Below are 20,934 nucleotides of genomic sequence, written 5' to 3' on the forward strand. Positions count from 1 at the left end.
AGAAAATCATAGTAATTTTAGTCTAATCATAAGACTGAATCAGAGGACCAGATGACCAAGATAAGATTGGGTGTAAATTTAGATCATGTTGCTACGCTTCGCCAGGTGAGGGGAGGGACTACGGTTTATCCAGATCTTTTGAAGCAGTTAGAGATTGCTACTTTTGCTGGTGCCGACCAGGTGACCATTCACCTTAGAGAAGATCGTCGTCATATCCAGGATAAAGACGTAAAAGATGTCTGTCATCATGCCAAAATTCCTGTGAATCTAGAGATGGCGGTGACGGAGGAAATGACGAAGATTGCCCTCAAATACAAACCTACCTATGTGTGTTTGGTTCCGGAAAAACGCCAAGAGCTAACAACGGAAGGTGGCCTTGACGTTGTTAAAAAGAAAAAACAGATCACCGCACTCATTCAAAAGCTTTCTAAAAAAGGAATTAAAGCATCCACTTTTATTGCTCCAAACAAAAAGCAGGTTTTGGCCTCTAAAGAAGCTGGAGCTTTTGCTTGCGAGTTTCACACGGGACATTGGGTGCAATTGAAGGGCGCTAAAAAAGAGAAAGAATGGATGAAGTTGATAGAAGCCGCGCTATATTGCCATGAATTGGGAATGAATGTGCATGCAGGGCATGGTCTAGACTACATTACCACTCAAGAGATCAAATCCCTTCCATTCTTGGAAGAGGTCAACATCGGACACTTTCTGGTTTGTGAAGCTCTAGAGGTTGGAATGTTCGAAAGCGTTTCAAAAATGAAGCAGATTTTAATCTAAGCCCGGAGTGTGATTGAGAACGCCCATTACACTTTGCATAAGAGTCAGTGGCTTTCGTGGCTCTGCGGCTTTTGGAGGTTTGGGTTCAATTCTTGTCGGAGGGGTTAGGTTCTCGCTGAGAGCGGGATTGCTAGAAGCAAAATCATCCTTTAACTTTTGCAAATAGAACTGCTCCATACCCTTATCTTTAATTTTTACAGTAACTAAAATTGGATCTTCTATCCTGCCAGAGTGGCTAAATATAATTTGATGTTGAATATTGTATTTTTGAGCCCAAGATCTTAACTGTTCTAAAATATCTTTTGCTGGGAAATTTTTCGAATAAGATTCATATTTAAGATTTAAAATCATATTGCGACTATGATGATTGAGATCCACTTTTGCAGTCACTCCAGATTGAGCTACATAGACCCCACTTCTGCTTAAGTTCACAGGATTGCGATATTCTGTGGATCTGATCGCGGGAGTGCCAGCTTTCGTGCCAATCATCTGAGTGTAAGTTGGCACTGGCACAGTGACGCGAGGGTGCCTTCCAGGAATGCTAGTGACTCGATTTGGTTTGAAAGGTGGAACTGGAGTAGTCTCACGAGAAATTTGCTCACCGGGCAGTAGTGGTCTAGGATATCTTTGTGCAGGTTTTGCAACCGCAATAGTTCCTCTAGTGTGATTTTCTTGTGGTATAAATTCACGAGTTGGTTTTTGAGCCGGAACGGCAACGTTGACTTTGGAAATTGGTGAATTGTCATTAGCTTGAATTGGAGCTTCAGTGACATCATAAAATTTCTTACTTAATTCTGTTGGTTTAAGAGCTTGAGTTTCAATAACTAAAATAAGATCTTGTTTGAGTGCTTCAATATTACTTAATTCAATCTTAAGTAATGTAATTTTTGAAAGTGATGTTTTTAAAAGAGAGCTATGAATACTGATATTATTTTGGAAGTTACTAGGTAATTGACCTACTAAATCCGTAATCATATCTAATTCATACGCTAAATTCTCTATCTCTATAATTTTTCTTTTAATTTCGCTAATCTCGTCTTTGATTTTCTCCATAAGATTTTGAGCACCATCCTTTGCTAAAGCTTCCTGGCTAGCCGTTCTTCCGCGGGCATCAAGCAATGCCAATTGGACTTCTGAGATTCCATCGGCGATTCTCTCGAATGGGATTTTTGGTGAGTATTCAAAAATAGCTCTAGTTTTAATAAGTAGAGCTGGAACGTTTTTAGTTAAAAGACCATGGATTGTGCGAGCTTCTCTATTTAATTCAACAATATCTGAAGAGTTTCTTTCGATTTTAAATGTACGTCCAGTTTCAACTTGCTTAATATAGTGAATTGTTAGGCTTTCCAAATTCGACTGAACGGGGTTACTCTCTTCGAATTTTTCAATGAAAAGTGATCTGCAGACATTTTCTGCATAAAGTAATTGAGTAGGAATGGCTACTAAACCGCATAACAAAATAAGACTAATTTTTTGCAACATTTGCAGAACTCCATGTTTAATACAAAGTAACCTTTTGCGGCAGCTCATCTCAACCTAACTTTCCGCATGATATTTCAATCTTATAGAGAGCAACAAGCATGCCTTGCGCTTTGTTGTAGAACTGTTGTAACATTACGAAATGATTATCAATTCACTAGAAGATTTAAAGCAATGGTTGAAGAAAAATCTGATTGCCCAACTGACTCCCAAAACTCTTGTTTTATTGGAAGGTGAAATGGGGGTTGGGAAGACTCAGATGGTAAAGCTATTTTGCGAGCAATTTGGTTGCTATAACGAGGTTTCTTCACCCACATTCGCAATTATCCAAGAATACCCATCAGCCCTCGGAGTGATCCATCACGCCGATCTTTACCGCATCGAAAGTAATGATGAACTTGAGAACACCGGGTTTTGGGAGATCTTTAACAAATCGCCGGATGTCTCTAAAGGTGGTGTGATCTTTATTGAATGGTCACAAAAAATGGATATTTCGAGAATTCCAAAAGGCTGGAAAATCATAAGAATTAAATACGAGTTTGCTGACGCTTCTAGTGGAAGTAGAAAAATTGAACTGAGCCTTCTGTAATATCATTTCTGATTTTTCCACTAGCCCCAATAGCGTATTCTTTGCTTAAAGCTTTCCTTAAAGAAAGCTCCCCTTGATATGAATCATACTCTTCAATTGGATCCCAAAGCCAAGTGCCTTCAAGCTGAACCTTGAAATCAATTTTTGGTCTAAAAAGGATTCCAACTTTCGGTCCGACTTGCGCTCGGAAGTTATTGTCATCGAACTTTTGCGAGTAAGAAAGATCAAGGGACCCCATGGCATACAAAGTAAACTTCGAAAGATTCGTTGCTAGCCCCCAACTGGACTGGAAATATCCGCCTTGGCAGAAAGCGCACTTATCATCTTGGTAGGATTTCACCCCAAAAGACATATCCCATGAAGGACGTTTTTCAAAAGTTTCAAAAGGGGCCATGCTTCGAACGCTCACCAGAGTCCACTGATAGAGATCCCATTTTTTAAAGTCATTGCTGGATTGAAAGATCGTATTGAAGAACTCAATCTGCGCGTTTTCGGGATAACCGAAATCAGGGTCCAGTAAGTCATGAAGGGCGAATCTTACGTGATAACGTTGGAAAGATTCAAACATTTCACTGTAGCCCGGCTCAATCCCTAAACGCTGAGATCCGTGACCGTCGTGAGGTTTTGATACAGGCTCTGTAACTTTGATTTCATTCTCTTGTGGAGGAAGTTCGACTCTTTTAACTAGTAAATCTTTCTTCCATTGGTACTCGTCAGTCTTTTCGTCATTCACTTTGCCCGAGTGTTTGTATTCAATCCAATCAATCAGAGTATCAATGATTTTAACTCTCGAAGCTTCAGAGAAGGTTTTTGGAACTTCTCTAGACCTTGAATTACTTAAAGCCAAGAACTCTGCGCGTTCTTCTTTGGTTAAGGATTCATAGCGTGTAAGAAAAATATTTCTAATGGAGGGTCTAAAGCTGACTTCTTTTAATAATCCTTTTTCCTTTGCCGTAATAAGAACCGTGTCGGAAGGAATCACCCAGTAAGGAAGTCCATCGGTTAAATTAAAACGGGGAGCTGCAGCTTCGAGAGCCGTAAAGATATGGTAAGAGCAATTCTCGGTAAAGAAAAAGTAATCGTAATCCGTTTGTCCTAATTCCCATAAATGTCTGACAAGTCTTTCGACTTCCTCGTTGGTAAAATCCAATTTGTAAGACCAGAGATCTCTCGACTCAAAGTCGTTATACTCTCTCACTTTATAGTAGTAAGGCATTGTAGAGTAAATTCCAGGGAACATTCCCACGATTCCACCAAAAGTGTAAACGATGGGATTTTTTGTCCAAGGGTTGGCTGCAAAGTTAACTCCGAGATCTAAGAGCTCGGTATTTTGAAAATTATTCTTTTCTTTATGTTTATTCACTCTCAAGAAGGTATGTCCGAAGACAGAAGAGGGATTATTGATGTAGTAGGCTGAGAAAACTAAAGAAACGCTCTCTGCATCTAAACTTTTTTTGAATTTCTGATATTCAGTACAAACATCTTCTTTGGCGAGAGGTATCCCAAGCTTCTCAGATAAGAATTGGGATCTAGCGGGGAAGCGGCATCTAGCGTGATCGTTAGTAACCGCTTTTCGAGACATCAATTCAAAAGCCAAAGCTTTCAATTCATCTTTGGGATTTGTTTTCCCTTTGGCACTTAAAAAGAAATTCTTCCCGTCAGCTTCTGACTTATAACCAAACAATCCTTTTTTATAATTAAGAAATCTAAGCCACTCTTTGCTGTGGGCAAGAGTTTTCATATTAGCATCATCAAGAGGTGAGGCTAGAGCGTTAGAGCCTAATGTTGAAGCTCCAACGAAGAGAGATAGTAGAATGAAAAGATAAAATTTCATGGAATTAAAACTGTAGTCACAAAAAATAAAAAAGCCAATCTTTAGCACCATGTTAGGCAAAAAAGATTGGCTTAAAACCCGTCAGTCTCACTAATCGCCTGTAAAATATTTTATAGACGATTAGTAGTAAAAAAATCTAAATTCTAAATTATGATAAATTGCCGCAAGAAGTATTCAATTCTGGATTCATTCTGATTACAGATTCAATTCCAGATTGAGTTTGTGTAGCGCTGCTAGAATTAAATACGTTGTTGTAGTTAGTTCTTAAAGCGCTAGACAAAGCTTCTGTGTTTTGGCAGTTATAAACTTTTGCTAGCCCTACAAGAGCTTCACCTTGACCGCGTGCTGCAGCTGTCTTGATAGCTTCGTGATTTGTTTCGATGTAAGCCTTAATAAGGTTAGCACCGTCGTTGCAGTTCGAAGTTCCAGTAGTGATACCGAAAGTTTGAACTCCTGTTCCGTTCAATGTAGCAGCGATGATTTGAACAGGTCCTTTTTCGTCTTTGAAAACGATTGAACCAAGTCCGCATCCAGCAACACCGTATCCTGCAGCATGTGCAGAACCGAATGATAAGAAAGCGATAGCGATAAGTAATTTTCTCATGATAATTCCTCCGTGTGTGCTTAAAAAATTGTTAATACATAAATTTCTAAGCGTAGTTGGGTTTTTTAATATTCTAGAGGGTTTATGAGATAAAACAAATGTAATTGAGGTCTATGACATAACACGCAAAGATACTGTCATGGTGCTGAATTTAGGTGCAGTTAAATAGGTGCGCTAATTTTTTGTAGGCGAATGTCTACAAATCTTCATATAATCGGAGGCAAATGAAAAGTTTGAAATCCTTTTCCTTATTCCTAGTCTTGTTTGGCTCATCAGTGCTCATGGGATGTAGTAGCCTTTTGTATTATCCGACAAAAGTTGTTCATTATGAACCGGCACAATTAGGTCTAGTCCCAATAGAGAATGAAATGGAAGTGGATCTAGGAGTGAAGATTCATGGCTGGTACCTCAAGTCCAAAGCAAAAAATCCCAAGGGTGTCTTAGTGTTCTTTCATGGGAATGCACAAAATCTCACTTCACATTACATTTCACTCTCGTGGATTTTAAAAGAAGGTTATGACTATTACATTTGGGATTATCGCAGTTACGGAAAATCGAGCGGTGAGCCATCACCTCAAAACACGGTCTCGGATGGAAAAGAAATCATCAAGTACATCTATAATAAAAATCCGAAACTCCCACTCTATGTTTTCGCACAAAGTTTGGGTGGAATAATTGCAATGAGAGCGGTGATTGATCTTAAAGGTGAAATTCCAATCAAGGCCATGATTGTGGATTCAACAGCTCAAAGTTATCAAAGTGTTGGTCGAGATATTTTAAGTAAACATTGGTTAACTTGGATTTTCCAACCACTATCGTATGTGCTGATCAGTGATAAGTACGCACCTGAAGATCGTGTGGGAGAAATTTCTCCCATTCCACTTTTGGTCATTCATGGAACCAAAGATCAAGTCATCAGCTATAAATTTGGTGAAGAAATTTTTAAAGACGCGAAAGATCCTAAGGAATTTATTTCTATCGAAAACGGCACACACATCGATTCTTTCTGGGGAAAGGGAGCAGAGATCGCCCGCAAAAAATTCCTAGACTTCGTTCAGAAATATTAGTCAGTCTTACGCCACTTTTGCAGCGGAGAGCATTGCGAAGGCGTCGTTTGCTATTTCTTGAATGTGATGGAGTTGGTATTTTTTTGAACCGTCTTTAGTTGTTGTTCCTAAGACCATACCAAAAATTTTCTTTTCATGCATGATGGGGCATATTGTGATGTGCTCCGGTAATTGACCTTTGTTCCAACTATTAAAAAAAGCCTCATTCACAGGATTCGTTACCACATGGCCGTGATAAGGATTTTGAGTTTCATTTACTATTCTAAAAATGCTTGGTGTTGAAACATCAATAGTGGAGTGTGCGTGAGAGATTTTTGTCCAAGTCGCATCCCAAGCTTTAGGTTCCAAATTTCCATTCGTAAATAACAGCACCATAGTTTGATCAAAATATTTTTTCATTGCATGTAAAATTCCATCAAACTGGGGCCCATTGCTAGCCGGAGAAGCTGCCGGCATAGGTGAGTGTATAGGTACAACTTGTGAAGGTGGTGGTGGCGGAGTTATTGTTGAAGCTGTTTTATTTTTAGGTGGATGTTTTGCAACTAAAGAATCGGCTGTCATAATTGTAATTTTAGGAGGAGTTGCAGCGGCCTCCCCAGGAGCTTTCTGTCCTTCGAGTACAGGCATAATACCTTCGAACTTGAAAGATTGTAGATCTACCGAGGCGATAGGTTTATCAGTCACAAATCTTTCATCCAGATTAGTCGGTGAGGGTGGAAAATTGAGTCCTGCGGGAATGTCAGCTTTTTCTTCTAAGGAGATTTCAATTTTATCTTCAGCGCCAGCAGGAGGTTCATCATTAGGTTTTGCATCACCTAAAGAAATATTTTCGAAGCTGAAGCTATCTAATGGTGAATTTCCTTTTGAAGCTTCTAAATCTTTAAAAAGTGGATTTGTATTTTCTTTTTCTTCTGGCATCTGCACGGCTTCTTGATTCACGATGCTGGTTTCATTTTTTGTAACATACTTCTGAAGAACATCATAGGGAGCTAAAACATATTGCACAGCTTGTGGGGCTTCGAAAGGTGTTGGCTCCAAACACATCACATAAAGAGTTCCATCCAACTCATGGAAAGGAACTACGTTTTTTGGAAAAACATTTTTATAACGATCAAGAAGTGCTTCCACATTGTTTGTTTTATTTAAAAATTCGATCTTTAAAACAGGAAGAGCATAATATTCTTTTGCCCACGCTAAGTAAGCTACGGGATCTATCAAATTCTTCTCGAAGAGTACGTCCAGAAGAGTTTGGTGGGGTTGAAGAGCTGCCTGCATTTGGGCAAGATCTGCTTCTGAGAGTTTGAAATGTTTAATTAGAGCCTGGTTCATCAATTAACTATCGGTTTCTAAGGGGCATTTTTTAATGGATTTCTTATGCTTAAGTCTCATGTTTAGGCTGATTATGGTCCTAAAGCGACACCAGCTCACGTATATTTTATATGAGTTACCCTAATTTTTATAAGGGAGCTAGTTTAGTGAGCCTGTCAATATTACCTAATGAATTAAATTATTTAACTTACTTTTCAACAGGTATCAAAATCACATGGTCTGGTTCTTGTATAGGACCTTAGTGGGGAAAGTTTATACTGAGTTTCGGGGGGAACTTTGAAGAGGGAAAATCCAAAACAAAATTCTAGGCAAAATAATTCCAATCAATTAGATTTGGATCAATACCTATTGATTCCAATTTTTTTAATTCTTTTGATCATTGCGACAACAGAAGCGAGAGCCACGGAAACCTCGGCGACCCAAATGAGCAAAGCAAAAATCGAAGACATTGCTCCTGCGGCCTCAGCTAAAAAATTAGCTTTAACGCTTACCCTCGAGCACGCTTCAGATTTAAAATCAAAAGCAAACCCAGATAGAGACGAGTCTACAAGTCTGATCATTCAACCTAAATACAATATGTCTGAGACTGCATTTCTAGAAGGTAGAATCGACTTGGTCCAAAACTACGACAGTGAAAAAAGAACCGGTGTTACAAACTCAGTCATTATCTTGTCACCGACAAAAATTGATCTTTCAAAAGAAATTGCATTTATGCCGGAAGTATCAGTGTCGCTTCCTACCGATGAAAAAATCAGAGATGATGAATCTTATCAAGGATCAGTTACGTTAAGACCAAGTGTTCTGTACTCTTCAGAAGCTGTAAAAGGTTTGGCTATATTGAACAGAGTTTACATCAACAAAAATTTTCATCAATACGAATTGAAAAGAGATTTTTCGGCCAACGCAGAGTACTCCATCAGAAATAGATTTGCGGTAGTTTATAATTTTACCGAAAAATTTGCCCTAGAGCTCGTGAATGATTACACGCGCTCTTGGACTTACAATGGTTATTCAAAAGATGCATTCTATTTGGCGCAAGCTTTAGGTTATGAATTTGCAAAAGATTGGAACGTATCGGTATCGCACAAGAATGAAGGTTCTGCCCGTGGACCCAACAACAACGGGGAAAATATTGAGTTGTTTGCACAAAAAAGTTCGTATTTATCACTGGGGTTAGCGCATGTTTTTTAAAAAAAATTGTAAAGCTAAGAATTATAAGGCTGAAAATATTAAGAAGGGGAAAAAGGCTATGAAGCATTGCCGAAAAAAAATGTTAGGTGCGATACTAGTTTTGATGTCATTGGTAGTTTCTTGCACAAAGGAAAAACCATATGAATTTACACCAGACAAAAAAACAATTTCTAAGGAAATGTTTAAAAAAGAAGATTTTGGAAATTTAAAGCCAGAAGAAATTGCTAAACTCAGTCCTGAAGAAAAAAGAAAGTTCCGCGTTCCACGCATCGCCGTAATGAGCTATGGACAGGCGACAAGAACCGCAACTGCCAGCATGCCGTACTTCCAGGGAAGAACAAAGCTTGTGGAGTTTGAAATTTCTGAACATGAAATTGAAGTTCGTGAGCTGGAGAAAGACCCAAGATTTGCGGAGAACCCTACAAATAGTAAAGCAATCATGGTGATGCCTGTTAGACACATTGACTACAAGTGTGAAAGAGATGCCTACGGTGAATGTCAGAACAAAGAAGTGGAAAGCGTTGATAGACCGTGGAATGAGCGTGCTTACGCCGAAATCGGTTTCAAAGATTCAAAAATCTTAGACATTGATGAATTGCCAGTAGAAATCACAAATTTACTTTCTGGATGTTATTCAGAAGGAAACCAAAAGCTCATTAATTACGATTTAGACAAAGATGTATTTAACTTTGAACTTCAAAAGTCTTACACGATCAATCTTTCTAACCCTGCATGCTGGGGTGAAATCAGTGACTTTGAAGATCTCTTTGAAAAGTTAAACTTTGATGTGCGCTATGTTTACTCAATGGTCAGAGCAGACAAAATCGCTAGTAAAGACTACAAAGCCGTTCAATACAAAACAGCGGACGAAGAAACTTTTGGTTTTTTCAATTCTAAAATCGGTAGACTCGACGTTGACAACAACGCTATCGAAAATAATGACGAAGTATTACTCAACCGTTGGAATCCAGCGCGTAAAGTGATTCCATACCACTTGAGCGATGCTTTCGATAAAGCAGAATACGGTTATGTTTTAGATGCAACAAGAGCCGCAGTTCAAAACGTTAATAATGGTTTAGCGGAAGCAGGTACGGGAATAGAAATCCAATTGATGCCACCGAGCGGAAAGAAAGTTGGAGATTTACGAAACAACATGATCGTGCTTGTGGATGACCCACTCGCATCTAGAATCATCGGCTATGGACCAAGTGTTGCCCATCCACTGACAGGTGAGATCGTCAACGCTAGAACGGTTATGTATCTGGGAACAATCAAAGGAATTGTAAAATCAACTTACGAAGACATGAGAGAAGAGCTCATGGCAGCCAAAGAAAATGCAAAGGCTGCGGAAGAAGCCGGTAAAGTAGGAAGTTTGGCCGCAGTTGTAGAGAGTGTTAAGAACAGACTCAATGTTTTCTCGAATGGAAAAAACATGTTAAAGGGTCGAGCTTCGCTAGATTTAGGCGGATCGGCTCTGCAAAGAAGCATTTCAACCGTAAATCTAGCTGATAAAACGGATGTTCTTCAGGCTAGAGTGGCAATGAATAAACGTGCAAAAGATCTTAGCGGAGTGAAAATTCCTGACGGAAAGATTGCGCAGATTAAGCGAGACATTCTAAAGTTTAAAAGACTTGAGGGTGCATCACTTATCGCAAAAACAAGCAAGTACATCGACAAGAGAATCGATGTTCTCTCAAAAAATAATGTTTACCCAGAAGAACTCTTCAATGCGGAACATGCTTTAAGGTCGGCAGGAATTGATGAAAAAATCGAAGGCAACTTAAAGCCATGGGCGGAATTAACAAGCGCGGAGAGAGAAGAAATCGTGCGTTTAGTACTTCCACACATTTGGATTCCTACGCTGGTTCATGAGTTGGGTCATAACCTTGGCTTAAGACATAACTTTGCGGGTTCGGAAGACAAGGCCAATTTCTACACTGGCGATGAGTTAAAGAAAATGGGCGTGACTCATGAAATTCCATATTCATCAATGATGGAATATTCTTATAAAACTACAAACGAACTTCCAACTCTTGGAAAGTACGATATCGCAGCACTGAAGTTTGCATACAAACGTGAAGTGGATGCGGTAAACCAAGCGGGTGCCGTAGTGAAAGCCGTAAAAGTAGAAAAAAACTTAGCGGAAACAACAAAAGCTCTAGAGGCAGAAGGTTTAGCTCTTAAGGAATATCGTTACTGCACTGACGAACATGTTTCTGCAAACCCAACCTGCAATCGTCATGACGAAGGCACAAACCTTGTAGAAATCGCAACTCACTTCATTTCAAGTTATGAAGACAGGTACAAGCGTATCAACAAGCGTAGCGGTCGAAAAAACTTCTCGGTGTTCCAAGAAGGTGCTTACCTGGGAAGAATGTCAAATAACTTCTACGATCTAAGACTCACTTTTGAAGTGTACGAGAAAATTAAAAATGAATACGGAATCGAAGAGGGTAATCCGCTATGGAAGGATGTGGATTTCTTAAGAGAAATTTATGAGGCAAGCACGCTCAGTGGCCAGTTCTTGTTGAGTATTCTTTTAACTCCAGATGTGCATTGTGCAATTGCCGTAGCGCAAGAGCCAAGAGCTCCGGTGGCTCTAATTCAGATTCGTAATTTGGATCCATCGGCAACAACTTGCTTTCATCCCGATGTAGCAAGAACGGTGGCCCAAATTGGAGAACAAAATAATCTCCAATTGGTGGTGGTCGGTGAAGGTGGAAAATCCTTTAAATCTAGAAAAGATCCCCTGAATGAGAATGTTTATGCTGATCAAATCGATGTGCAAGGTATCTGGATTGATAAAATGCTAGCCTTAGAATTCTTGTTCACCAGAGAATTGGGTTCAAGTCTCTTTGATGCAAACACGCAAAACTTTTTGAGTCATGGAGCCGTAGGGCCAAGTATCGAAAATATTCTGGCAGCGATTCTTTTGGGTCGCGGTGGGGTAGAAGTTCCGTTCCGCAATGCTGAGGGATTCCCTGTGGAATTTTTGGGTGAAGGTGGCGCAACTTCGAGTGCCTTACCAATTTCAATTGAATTTGGTTCGGACCATAATATTGAAGTTCCAGCGGCAGGAGGATTGTCTGAATACTTTGGATTGCCAGGCAGACAAACAACTTTCCAAAGAGAATTGGCAAGAAGTTTGGGGCGTCTAGTGCCAACGCTTGTTGGCGCTGCGGATGCGAGAAGATTCTTGGATTCATTTTCGATTTACAAAGAGCATCCAGGAAGAGACAAGCAAACTGATGTGGTGAGTGTTGAGGTGGGCACGGAAAGATACTTTGCACTTAAACAAAACAAAGTGGCAGTCAGTGCGATTCAAGGAATTGGCTATGCAAAAGTTCTTGATAAAGTCACTGTTGGAGAAGTTGAAAAGATTTTAGAGATGAAGGACAAAGGCGAGAAATTACCTGAGGAGACTCCAGATCGAATAAAAGCTGCTTTTGCTCTAGATAATGAGGTTCTTAAGGCCTTTATTGATGGCCTAATTAAGAGCACGCCATTCTATGAAGAATTGTTAGACGCTCTCCTGGTTTCCGTAAGATAGCTTTGATCGCAGGGAAGGGTTGTGGTATTGTGCGCGGCATAACACAACCTAACCCAGTACTTGAATGCTAAATTATGATGAATGTTTACCTCGATCACAATGCCACAACGCCTGTCCACCCGGAAGTTCTCGAAAAACTTCCAACATGGGCTGAGGCTTGGGGAAATCCAAGTTCCGTTCATCAGGCTTCAAGAGATCCAAAAGCACTCATTAGAGATACCAGAAAAACCTTAGCAGAATATTTGAAAGTCCACCCGCTAGAATTAATTTTTACCGCGGGTGGAAGTGAGTCTAATAACTTTGCCATTAAAGGTTCTTTCTACGCACTTCAAAATCTTAAGGAAAAGTCAGCTGGTCGGACTCATTACATTACAACCACGGTGGAACATCCTAGTGTGATGAAGGCTTTTGAGTTTTTAGAAAGCCAAGGCGCTACGGTTGACTATATTCCTGTGGATAAAAACGCAAATCTTGATCTTGAATTTTATAAATCAAAATTAACAGAAAAAACGGCTCTTGTGTCGGTGATGCTTGCAAATAACGAAACTGGCGCAATCCATCCGATCAAAGAAATGTGTGCACTCGCCCATGCAAAAGGCGCTATTTTTCACATGGATGCTGTGCAAGGCTTAGGAAAGATAGAAGTAGATCTTACTGACCTTGGCGTGGACTTGGCTTCATTTTCAGCGCATAAATTTTATTCCCTCAAAGGTTGTGGGGTTCTCTTTCAAAAAAGAGGAACGCAGCTTATTCCGCTCATTGGTGGTGGCGGACAGGAGCGCGGTCGACGTGCGGGCACAGAAAACACATTGGCGATCGCGGCTCTAGGACACATGGTTTCTAAAAAAGACTTGATCGCTAAAGAAAATGAAAGAATTAGAAAATTAAGAGACGATATGGAAAAAGAGATTTTGAAATCCATCACTAACGTGAGAGTGATTCAAAATCCCAGTAGAGTTCCCAACACATCGAGTTTATTTATTGAAGGTGTGGACGGGGAAACTCTTCTTATGAATTTGGATATGCATGGGATTTGTGTTTCAACAGGGGCAGCGTGCTCTTCTGGAAGCCAAGAACCATCCATTGTTTTAAGGAATATGGGCTTTACGAGGAAAGAAGCCCAATCTTCCTTAAGAATCTCTCTGGGTTGGCTAAATAATGCGGAACAAATTGAATATTTCCTAGAAGTTTTAAAAAAAGTAGTTATAAGAATAAGACAATTTAACAATACGAACTCATCACAATCGGAAGCCCTTTAAGCTTCTAGGAGAAAAATATGAGTACAATGCCCACGACCACAAAACTGGTCACTTCCACGTTATCTGCCGAAGATAACAAAACTAAATCCACCAAAGGTAAAGTCCTCGTCGCCATGTCCGGTGGAGTCGATTCGTCCGTAGCAGCGGCAATTCTGGTAGAACAAGGCTATGAAGTAGTGGGAATCACCATGCAAGTTTGGGATTACACTCAGTGCGATATCGAAGAAGGCTTTGGCACCTGCTGCTCATCTATGGATGTAGATGATGCCAGACAAGTGGCGGAGAAACTCAATTTCCCATTCTACGTGATGAACTGCGAAGCCAAATTCAAAGCGCAAGTGATTGATCCCTTTGTGGAAGCTTATCTCGAAGGTAAAACTCCACTCCCGTGCGTGAACTGTAATACTTATTTAAAATTTGATCACTTGATCCAAAAGATGAACGAACTCGGCTGCGATTATTTAGCAACAGGTCACTATGCGAAAATTGTAGTGGATGCCAACGGTCAATCGCAAATCGTTGTGAGTGACGATGATTGGAAAGATCAAACTTATTTCCTATTTACTTTACAGCAAGATATCATTCCAAAAATTCTATTCCCTATTGGCCACATGAAAAAAGCTGACGTAAGAGCTTTGGGCGAAAGACAAGGTCTCCTCAATGCCCGCAAAAAAGATTCTACAGGAATCTGCTTTGTGGGTGACGGAAAATATTCTGAATTCGTAGAAGGCCAAATTTCTAAAGACTTAATTCAATCAGGCTTTATGAAAAAATATCCAACAGGTGAGATCGTAGGCAAACACGGTGGAATTCATAAATTCACATATGGACAAAGAAAAGGTTTAGGTCTTGATTTCCAAGAGGCAGAGCCCATGTTTGTTTTAAAGTTGGATCCTAAAACCAGTACCGTTTGGGTAGGGGAAGAAAAATATTTGTTCTACGACAAAGCCCACATTATAAATACAAACTGGTTTGACGACATTCAAGAGACGGAAGAATTGAACGTAAAAATTAGATATCAACACAAAGGTGCGCAAGCCAAAATTCGTAAAAACGATGATGGCAGTGCGGAAATATATTTTGATATTCCCGTGCGCGCGATCACTCCGGGACAAGCTGCGGTTGTGTACCGTGGGAATCAATTGTTAGGTGGTGGTTGGATCACAACGGTTCCGCTGGATACAGCGGCAATTGGTGTGACAGCTGCGATAATGTAAAGGATTTTTTAGAAAATGAGTATATCGTTTGATATCAAAACATTTGGCTGCAAAGTAAATACTTACGATACGGCTTTGCTCCAAAAACGCTTACAGAATAGCGGATACCTGATGACGGAAGGTACTCCGCAGATTCACATTCTGAATACTTGCGCAGTCACAAGAGAAGCAACAAATGAAGCCATCAAAGAAATCAATCGCATAAAAAAGAAAAACCCTCAAAGCGTAGTTGTAGTCACGGGTTGTGCAGCGCAGGTGGATACCGGATCATTTGAGAATGTTCCGGCGGATCTAGTGATTGCAAACTCTCATAAAGGTTTATTGGAAACTCTCATTAAACAGCATCTGAATGGAGAACTGACGCAAAAAGTATTTCATTCAAATATTTTCAGAAAAGCTGACCTTGAAGAAAATGGTGGCGTTGAAGCTGAGCACACCCGTGCATTTTTAAAAATTCAAGATGGCTGCAATTCGTTTTGCACATTCTGCGTAATTCCTTTTGCAAGAGGGAAGAGTCGATCCCTTTCGATTCCCCATCTCGTAGAAAAAATAAATGAATTTACGGCTCAAGGATTAAATGAAGTGGTTCTGACAGGTGTTCATATCGGCGATTACGAATCTGATGATGGAAAAATTTTTGATGATTTGATTGAGGCGGTACTTGCGCAAACAAAAATGCCAAGAATCAGACTTTCATCATTAGAACCCATCGAGATCAGTGACCGGTTGCTCGAAATGTATTCGGATGACCGCATGTGCCCGCACTTTCATATGAGCATTCAAAGTGCCAATACAAAAGTACTTGCAGATATGAAAAGAAAATATACAGCAGAACACGTTGAAGACTCTTTAAATCGCATCCTTAGAAAATTTCAGGATAGAAAATTAAAAGCTCCATTTATTGGTATGGATGTAATCGCAGGCTTTCCTGGGGAAACTGAGGAAGAGTTTAACGATACTTACGAGCGCTTAAAGCGTACGCCGTGGACGCGTATGCACGTGTTTCCGTACTCTGAGAGGCCGGGAACAAAGGCTCTCAACATTGATCCTAAAGTCCCCAATCATCTTATTCATGCTAGAGCCGAGCGCTTAAGACAATTGTCTGCAGAAAGATATTCTATGATGGCCCTAGAGCAAATTGGAGAGATCAAAAAAGTTTTGGTTTTGAAAAGTAAGGCCAAGGGCGCGAGCACTCTATCTCGCGACTACTGGCCCGTTGACGTAGAGATATCTTCTGAAGCCCAGATTGGAACGGAAATTTCAGTTAAAATTGTGGGTTATGATCAATCTAACCAATCAAGAATCGATGGGTTCCTAAAGGGTAGCCTTTGAAAATTAATCCAAACTGCCCTTAACCTCATCAGGTAATTAGTTTATAAATCTATAAATTCCATGATTTGCTCTAAATGCCGAAGTAAAAGGTTTGTATGAATTTTATGTCTATTGCTTTAATTATTTTTTCGATCTTTCTAGTTACGGCGGAAGCAAATACTTCGGCACCGCCCAATGCCTTAAATATATTAATCTATGAGAAGAGTATTAACCGTGAAAATATCATGGTGGTTCATACTATAGCAGATGCAAATTGCTTACCTATAGTTGATAATCAAATACCGAGCCTTGATTATTATTGGTTAATGAATCGTACAATGTACAAACCTCTGCATCCAATAATTAAAAGTTATACCCGCGAGCGAATTAGTGCTGCTCCTTCGGATGAGGCGAAGAATATTTTCTTCGTAAACTTAAATGATTTATCAGAAATAGATATAGATTTACCAAGTCACCAGGTCATTGTAGAAACTTTCCGCAATAGCGACGGAAAATGTGAAGCAGTTGCTAAGATGAAGCTGGGTGAATCCGATGCCGGAGCCACAATCATTCTGCAAAAAATCTATGTTGATGCCAAGCAAACATTAAATCCTCGACGTCCTAAAATTAAATCTATTACTTTAGAGGGCCTAGATGCCTCAACAGGTGGAGCTAGAGTTAGAACTTATAAAGCTAATCAATAGCATCACGGTCTTCAACGCAGTTAGTTGTAGAAGTCGATCGTCAGCTTGTATGAAAATGTGCTATTCTTGCAATCTATGAAATTCATCTTAGTTTCTTTCATCATAATTTTTTCCTCGCAAGTTTACGCAAAAACCTTAGTGATAGTCGGCGATTCTCTAACCGAAGGTTACGGTGTTGCCAAGGAAAAAGCTTTTCCTGCACTGATAGAAGAAAAAATCAAATCAGATAAAAAAGATTGGAAAGTGGTGAACTCCGGAGTGAGCGGGTCGACAACGGCTTCGGCTCCGTCCAGGATCAAATGGATTCTTAAGAGCAAACCCGATCTTGTGATGATTGCCTTGGGTGCCAATGATGGATTACGTGGCGTTAAAGTAGCCACTAGTAAGAAAAGTCTAGATGAAGCCATGGCTCTTCTAAAAAAAGAAAATATCCCAATTGTCATCGGAGGTATGCATATGCCTCCCAACTTTGGTAAAGCGTATACCAAAGAATTTAATGAAATGTTTGTCGATCTCTCAAAAAAGTACAATGCAGTTTTGATTCCTTTTATTTTGGACAAAGTTGCGGGAGATATAAAACTCAATCAGACAGATGGCATTCATCCGAACGAAGAGGGGCATAAGATCATGGCAGACTCTATCTACAATCAAATTAAAGATTTATTAAAATAGACAGTAAAATAAATAGCAAAATAGGTACGACAAAAATGAGTGTTGAAATTCAGAACTTACAGAAGAATTTTTATCAAGGCGAAACTAAAATCGAAGTTTTAAAGAACGTTTCTGCACAAATTAAAAAAGGCGAAATCGTGGCAATTATCGGGGAGTCAGGGAGTGGTAAGTCCACGCTACTGTCTTTGTTATCAGGTCTTGATAGAGCGGACACAGGATCGATCATTGTTGATACAACGGATATGTCAAAACTCTCTGAAAGACAAATGACGGGCTTTAGAGCGGCAAATATCAGTATTGTGTTTCAGCAGTATCATTTGCTTTCTCATTTAACGGCTTTAGAAAACGTCATGCTTCCGGCAGAAATTCTTAGTCGTGAAAATATCAAAGATGACGCAAAAAAACTCTTAAGTGATATGGGCCTAGATCATCGCTTGAATCATTTTCCAAGTCAGTTGAGCGGTGGAGAATCACAACGTGTGGCGATTGCAAGAGCATTGATCACAAAGCCCAATCTGCTACTGGCTGATGAGCCAAGTGGAAATCTAGATACAAAGACGGGTGACTCCGTGATGCATTCTTTCTTTGATATTGTTAAAAAACACCAAATGACAACGCTTTTAGTGACTCACAGCGAAGCACTCGCACAGCGCTGCCAAAGAGTTTTAAGACTTGAAAACGGCGTTCTGGTCGAAAGATTTCATAAATAATGAAGTTATTAAAACTGAGCCTCGTCGAAATCATAAGATCCTGGAAGTTTTCTTTAAGCTTTATTTTAAGCTTGAGCCTAGGTCTTTCTGGATTTTTAATCATTGAATCTTACCGTGATGCTTTAAGATTTACGCTCAATCAAAATTCTAAAAGTTTACTTTCAGCAGACATTGCAGTCTCCGCGAGAAGGCTGATCACTCCTCAAGAACTCAAACAAGTTCGTAAAATCATCAGTGACTCTGCGGAGGATTTCTTAGTTCCAGAAATGCCGTATTTTGAATTTATGGCAATGATGACAACCTCTAAGGGCTCACGCCTCGTAACGGTCAAGGGAATCAGCGACAGTTACCCTTACTACGGAGAACTTGGACTAAGAGGTGGCCAAAAAATCACAGAAAATACCCCTAAAGACATTAAGAAAAAAAACATCTGGATCTCTAACGATCTTGAGAGTCAATTGGCTATCGGTATTGGGGAAGAAGTCACTTTAGGAAAACTAAAGTTAAAAGTTTCACAAATCGTGGATACAGATTCTTCCCAAACATTTAGAGCGGCGCTGATGGTGCCTGCGGTCTATATGTATGTGCAAGACGTAAAGGCCACGGGTCTTATCCAGTACGGAAGTACTTTTAATGAAAACTACCTTTACAAATTCCCCCAAGAACTTTCGAACAGAGAATATTTAGCGAAAGTTCAGGAAAAACTTTATGCTGCTTTAAAAGATCCTGCAGTAAGGGTGAGTACTCCGCAAACAGCAAGTGAGGGGTCGGGAAGACAATTGGATTATCTTTTCGACTTCTTGGGATTGGTGGCTATTGTTGCGCTCTTCTTATCTTGTTTGGGTGCGACTTACTTATTTAGATTGTACCTCAGTAGAAAATATAAACAGATTGCTATCTATAGAACCCTTGGAATTTATCCTGGACAAATTTTTGTTATATATTCTTTTCAGGTTTTAATTTTGAGTGCGCTGACCCTTGTTCCGGCAATTGCCTTCGCTCAGCTTTTTATTCCTGTATTTAAAAATTTACTTTCAACCCTCACACCGTTTGAGTTGAAGGCTATTATTTCCCAAAAAACATTTTTAACTTGTTTAGGTATTTCTCTATTGGGAAGTTTCTTGAGCATTCTTCCAAAATTGATTGGTATTCAGTCTTTAAAGCCCATGAAGCTTTTCAGCGAAGAGAAGTTCTCTACGGAACCTTCTAAGACCAATTTGTTACTTTATATTCCTCTGACACTTTTCTATATGGGCCTATCAGTCATGCAGGCGAATTCTTGGAAAGTAGGACTTTCTTTTGTGGGCACTATCGGTGGAGTCATGCTCCTGATGGTCATCATTGGACTTGGACTCTTTAAGTGCCTAGAGGGCGTAAGCTTTATCAAAAGATGGTATTTGAAATACAGCTTCTTAGCTCTTTCTCGCAAGAAAGGTGCGTCGATGGCGGTTTTTGTGGCCATTGGTTTGGGTGCACTTTTAATCAATTTGCTTCCCCAATTGAAGTACTCACTCCAGAGAGAATTTGAAATTGGAACAAAGACTCCATCTTTATTTTTATTTGATATTCAAGATGATCAATTGGAACCACTTAAAAATTTTGTAAAGTCTCAAGGAACCGCGTTAACGGCGATTTCGCCCATGATTAGATCTAGGATTTTAAAAATCAACGATGAAGACTACGAAAGAAAAGTCGAGACTCAAACCTTTAAAACTAGAGAAGAAGAGCAAGAGGCCAGATCGCGAAACCGTGGCGTAAACCTCTCTTACCGAGAAAACCTCTCGGAATCAGAAGAATTAGTCGAGGGTGAGTTCTTTACAACAAAATACGATGCAGCCTCCAATGCGCCTTTTGGTCTATCGCTCGAGCAACGGTATGCCGATCGCATGGGCATCAAGATGGGCGATAAAGTGGTCTTTGACATTCAAGGTGTAGAGCTTGTTGGTGTTGTGCAAAGTATCCGTTCCGTAAAATGGATTTCATTTCAGCCGAATTTTTTCATTTTGTTTCAAGAAGGTGTTCTAGAAGAGGCTCCTAAGACATTTATCGCAGCAATTCCTGCAATGGATTTGACCAAAAAGAATGAACTTAGAAATGCTCTGGCTGTGAAATACAATAACATTTCATCTATCGATGTCACAAGACTCGTAGATAGTACTCTAAAAATTTCGGATCAAATGAGTTGGTCGCTAGAGTTGATGTCTTTACTTGCACTTTTATCAGGTTACATTGTTCTCTTTTCGATCATTCGTAGTCATTTGGAAACTCGTTACTACGAGATCAATATGCTGAAGGTTTTCGGCGGATCTTTTTGGAAACTGACGGGTTACATTCTCAATGAATATATAACTCTCACTTTATTAGCCTCAACTTTAGGCGTATTTTTTAGTGTGCTGGTGAGTTATGGAATTTCTTATTATCTTTTCGAAGGTATTTTCACTCTCAAGCTATCGACGTTAATCACTTCGGTATCTCTCATTACGATGATATCGGCGATTGTTTGCTTTTTGGCGTCATTTAAAATTTTTAAGTCGCGTCCGTCGGATGTTCTGCGTGCAGACTAAATCATAGCTTGATAAATCTTATATGAATAAAACTTCTGATACCGTGAAGAGATACTCTTCCTAGAATAATTATCTTTATA

16 protein-coding genes are annotated in these 20,934 nt (G+C 39.7%); 12 read left to right on the top strand and 4 right to left on the bottom strand.

Going from position 1 to position 20,934, the window contains the following annotated elements:
• The first annotated feature begins 51 nt into the window (after positions 1-51).
• Positions 52-774, top strand: a complete 723-nt coding sequence (locus tag V4596_00560) for a pyridoxine 5'-phosphate synthase (GenBank protein MES2767608.1) — start codon at positions 52-54, stop codon at positions 772-774.
• Here the strand turns inward: V4596_00560 and V4596_00565 are convergent.
• On the bottom strand, positions 766-2,256 hold the full coding sequence (locus V4596_00565; GenBank protein ID MES2767609.1) for a hypothetical protein: 1,491 nt from the start codon (positions 2,254-2,256) through the stop codon (positions 766-768). The two genes, V4596_00560 and V4596_00565, sit on opposite strands and share 9 nt — an antisense overlap.
• Positions 2,257-2,395: 139 nt before the next feature.
• Between V4596_00565 and tsaE the strand changes: the two genes are divergently transcribed.
• The gene (gene tsaE, locus V4596_00570) at positions 2,396-2,842 is read left to right on the top strand and encodes a tRNA (adenosine(37)-N6)-threonylcarbamoyltransferase complex ATPase subunit type 1 TsaE (GenBank protein ID MES2767610.1); all 447 of its coding nucleotides are present in this window, start codon (positions 2,396-2,398) and stop codon (positions 2,840-2,842) included.
• On the opposite strand, the gene V4596_00575 is transcribed toward tsaE, so the two are convergent.
• Complete coding sequence (locus V4596_00575; GenBank protein MES2767611.1) at positions 2,805-4,676, bottom strand: DUF4105 domain-containing protein; 1,872 nt, start codon at positions 4,674-4,676, stop codon at positions 2,805-2,807. The genes tsaE and V4596_00575 overlap by 38 nt on opposite strands.
• A gap of 148 nt (positions 4,677-4,824) precedes the next feature.
• A complete protein-coding gene (locus V4596_00580; protein MES2767612.1) occupies positions 4,825-5,280 on the bottom strand; it encodes a DUF3015 family protein in 456 nt (151 codons plus the stop codon).
• Between the two features lie 281 nt (positions 5,281-5,561).
• Here V4596_00580 and V4596_00585 point away from each other — a divergent pair, with 281 nt between their 5' ends.
• A complete protein-coding gene (locus tag V4596_00585; GenBank protein ID MES2767613.1) occupies positions 5,562-6,347 on the top strand; it encodes an alpha/beta fold hydrolase in 786 nt (261 codons plus the stop codon).
• Positions 6,348-6,353: 6 nt separating this feature from the next.
• On the opposite strand, the gene V4596_00590 is transcribed toward V4596_00585, so the two are convergent.
• Entirely contained in the window at positions 6,354-7,676 is a 1,323-nt protein-coding gene (locus tag V4596_00590; GenBank protein MES2767614.1) for a hypothetical protein, read from the bottom strand.
• A 276-nt stretch (positions 7,677-7,952) separates the two neighbouring features.
• Between V4596_00590 and V4596_00595 the strand changes: the two genes are divergently transcribed.
• From V4596_00595 to V4596_00635, 9 genes are all read left to right on the top strand, one after another.
• On the top strand, positions 7,953-8,867 hold the full coding sequence (locus V4596_00595) for a transporter (protein ID MES2767615.1): 915 nt from the start codon (positions 7,953-7,955) through the stop codon (positions 8,865-8,867).
• Positions 8,857-12,417 (top strand): zinc-dependent metalloprotease, encoded by a 3,561-nt coding sequence (locus V4596_00600; GenBank protein ID MES2767616.1) that lies wholly within the window; start codon positions 8,857-8,859, stop codon positions 12,415-12,417. Before V4596_00595 ends, V4596_00600 begins: the two co-directional genes overlap by 11 nt.
• 74 nt (positions 12,418-12,491) lie before the next feature.
• Complete coding sequence (locus V4596_00605; GenBank protein ID MES2767617.1) at positions 12,492-13,676, top strand: cysteine desulfurase family protein; 1,185 nt, start codon at positions 12,492-12,494, stop codon at positions 13,674-13,676.
• 17 nt (positions 13,677-13,693) lie between these two features.
• Positions 13,694-14,893, top strand: coding sequence for a tRNA 2-thiouridine(34) synthase MnmA (gene mnmA / locus V4596_00610; protein ID MES2767618.1), 1,200 nt, complete (start codon positions 13,694-13,696; stop codon positions 14,891-14,893).
• Between the two features lie 15 nt (positions 14,894-14,908).
• The gene (gene mtaB / locus V4596_00615; GenBank protein MES2767619.1) at positions 14,909-16,225 is read left to right on the top strand and encodes a tRNA (N(6)-L-threonylcarbamoyladenosine(37)-C(2))-methylthiotransferase MtaB; all 1,317 of its coding nucleotides are present in this window, start codon (positions 14,909-14,911) and stop codon (positions 16,223-16,225) included.
• A gap of 104 nt (positions 16,226-16,329) precedes the next feature.
• Positions 16,330-16,908, top strand: coding sequence for a hypothetical protein (locus V4596_00620; protein ID MES2767620.1), 579 nt, complete (start codon positions 16,330-16,332; stop codon positions 16,906-16,908).
• A 75-nt stretch (positions 16,909-16,983) separates the two neighbouring features.
• On the top strand, positions 16,984-17,580 hold the full coding sequence (locus tag V4596_00625; protein MES2767621.1) for an arylesterase: 597 nt from the start codon (positions 16,984-16,986) through the stop codon (positions 17,578-17,580).
• 35 nt (positions 17,581-17,615) lie between these two features.
• Positions 17,616-18,290 (top strand): ABC transporter ATP-binding protein, encoded by a 675-nt coding sequence (locus tag V4596_00630; protein ID MES2767622.1) that lies wholly within the window; start codon positions 17,616-17,618, stop codon positions 18,288-18,290.
• Positions 18,290-20,854, top strand: coding sequence for an FtsX-like permease family protein (locus V4596_00635; GenBank protein MES2767623.1), 2,565 nt, complete (start codon positions 18,290-18,292; stop codon positions 20,852-20,854). Before V4596_00630 ends, V4596_00635 begins: the two co-directional genes overlap by 1 nt.
• The last annotated feature ends 80 nt before the right edge of the window (positions 20,855-20,934 follow it).

This window comes from Bdellovibrionota bacterium, assembly GCA_040386775.1.
Taxonomy (GTDB): Bacteria; Bdellovibrionota; Bdellovibrionia; order Bdellovibrionales; family JAEYZS01; genus JAEYZS01.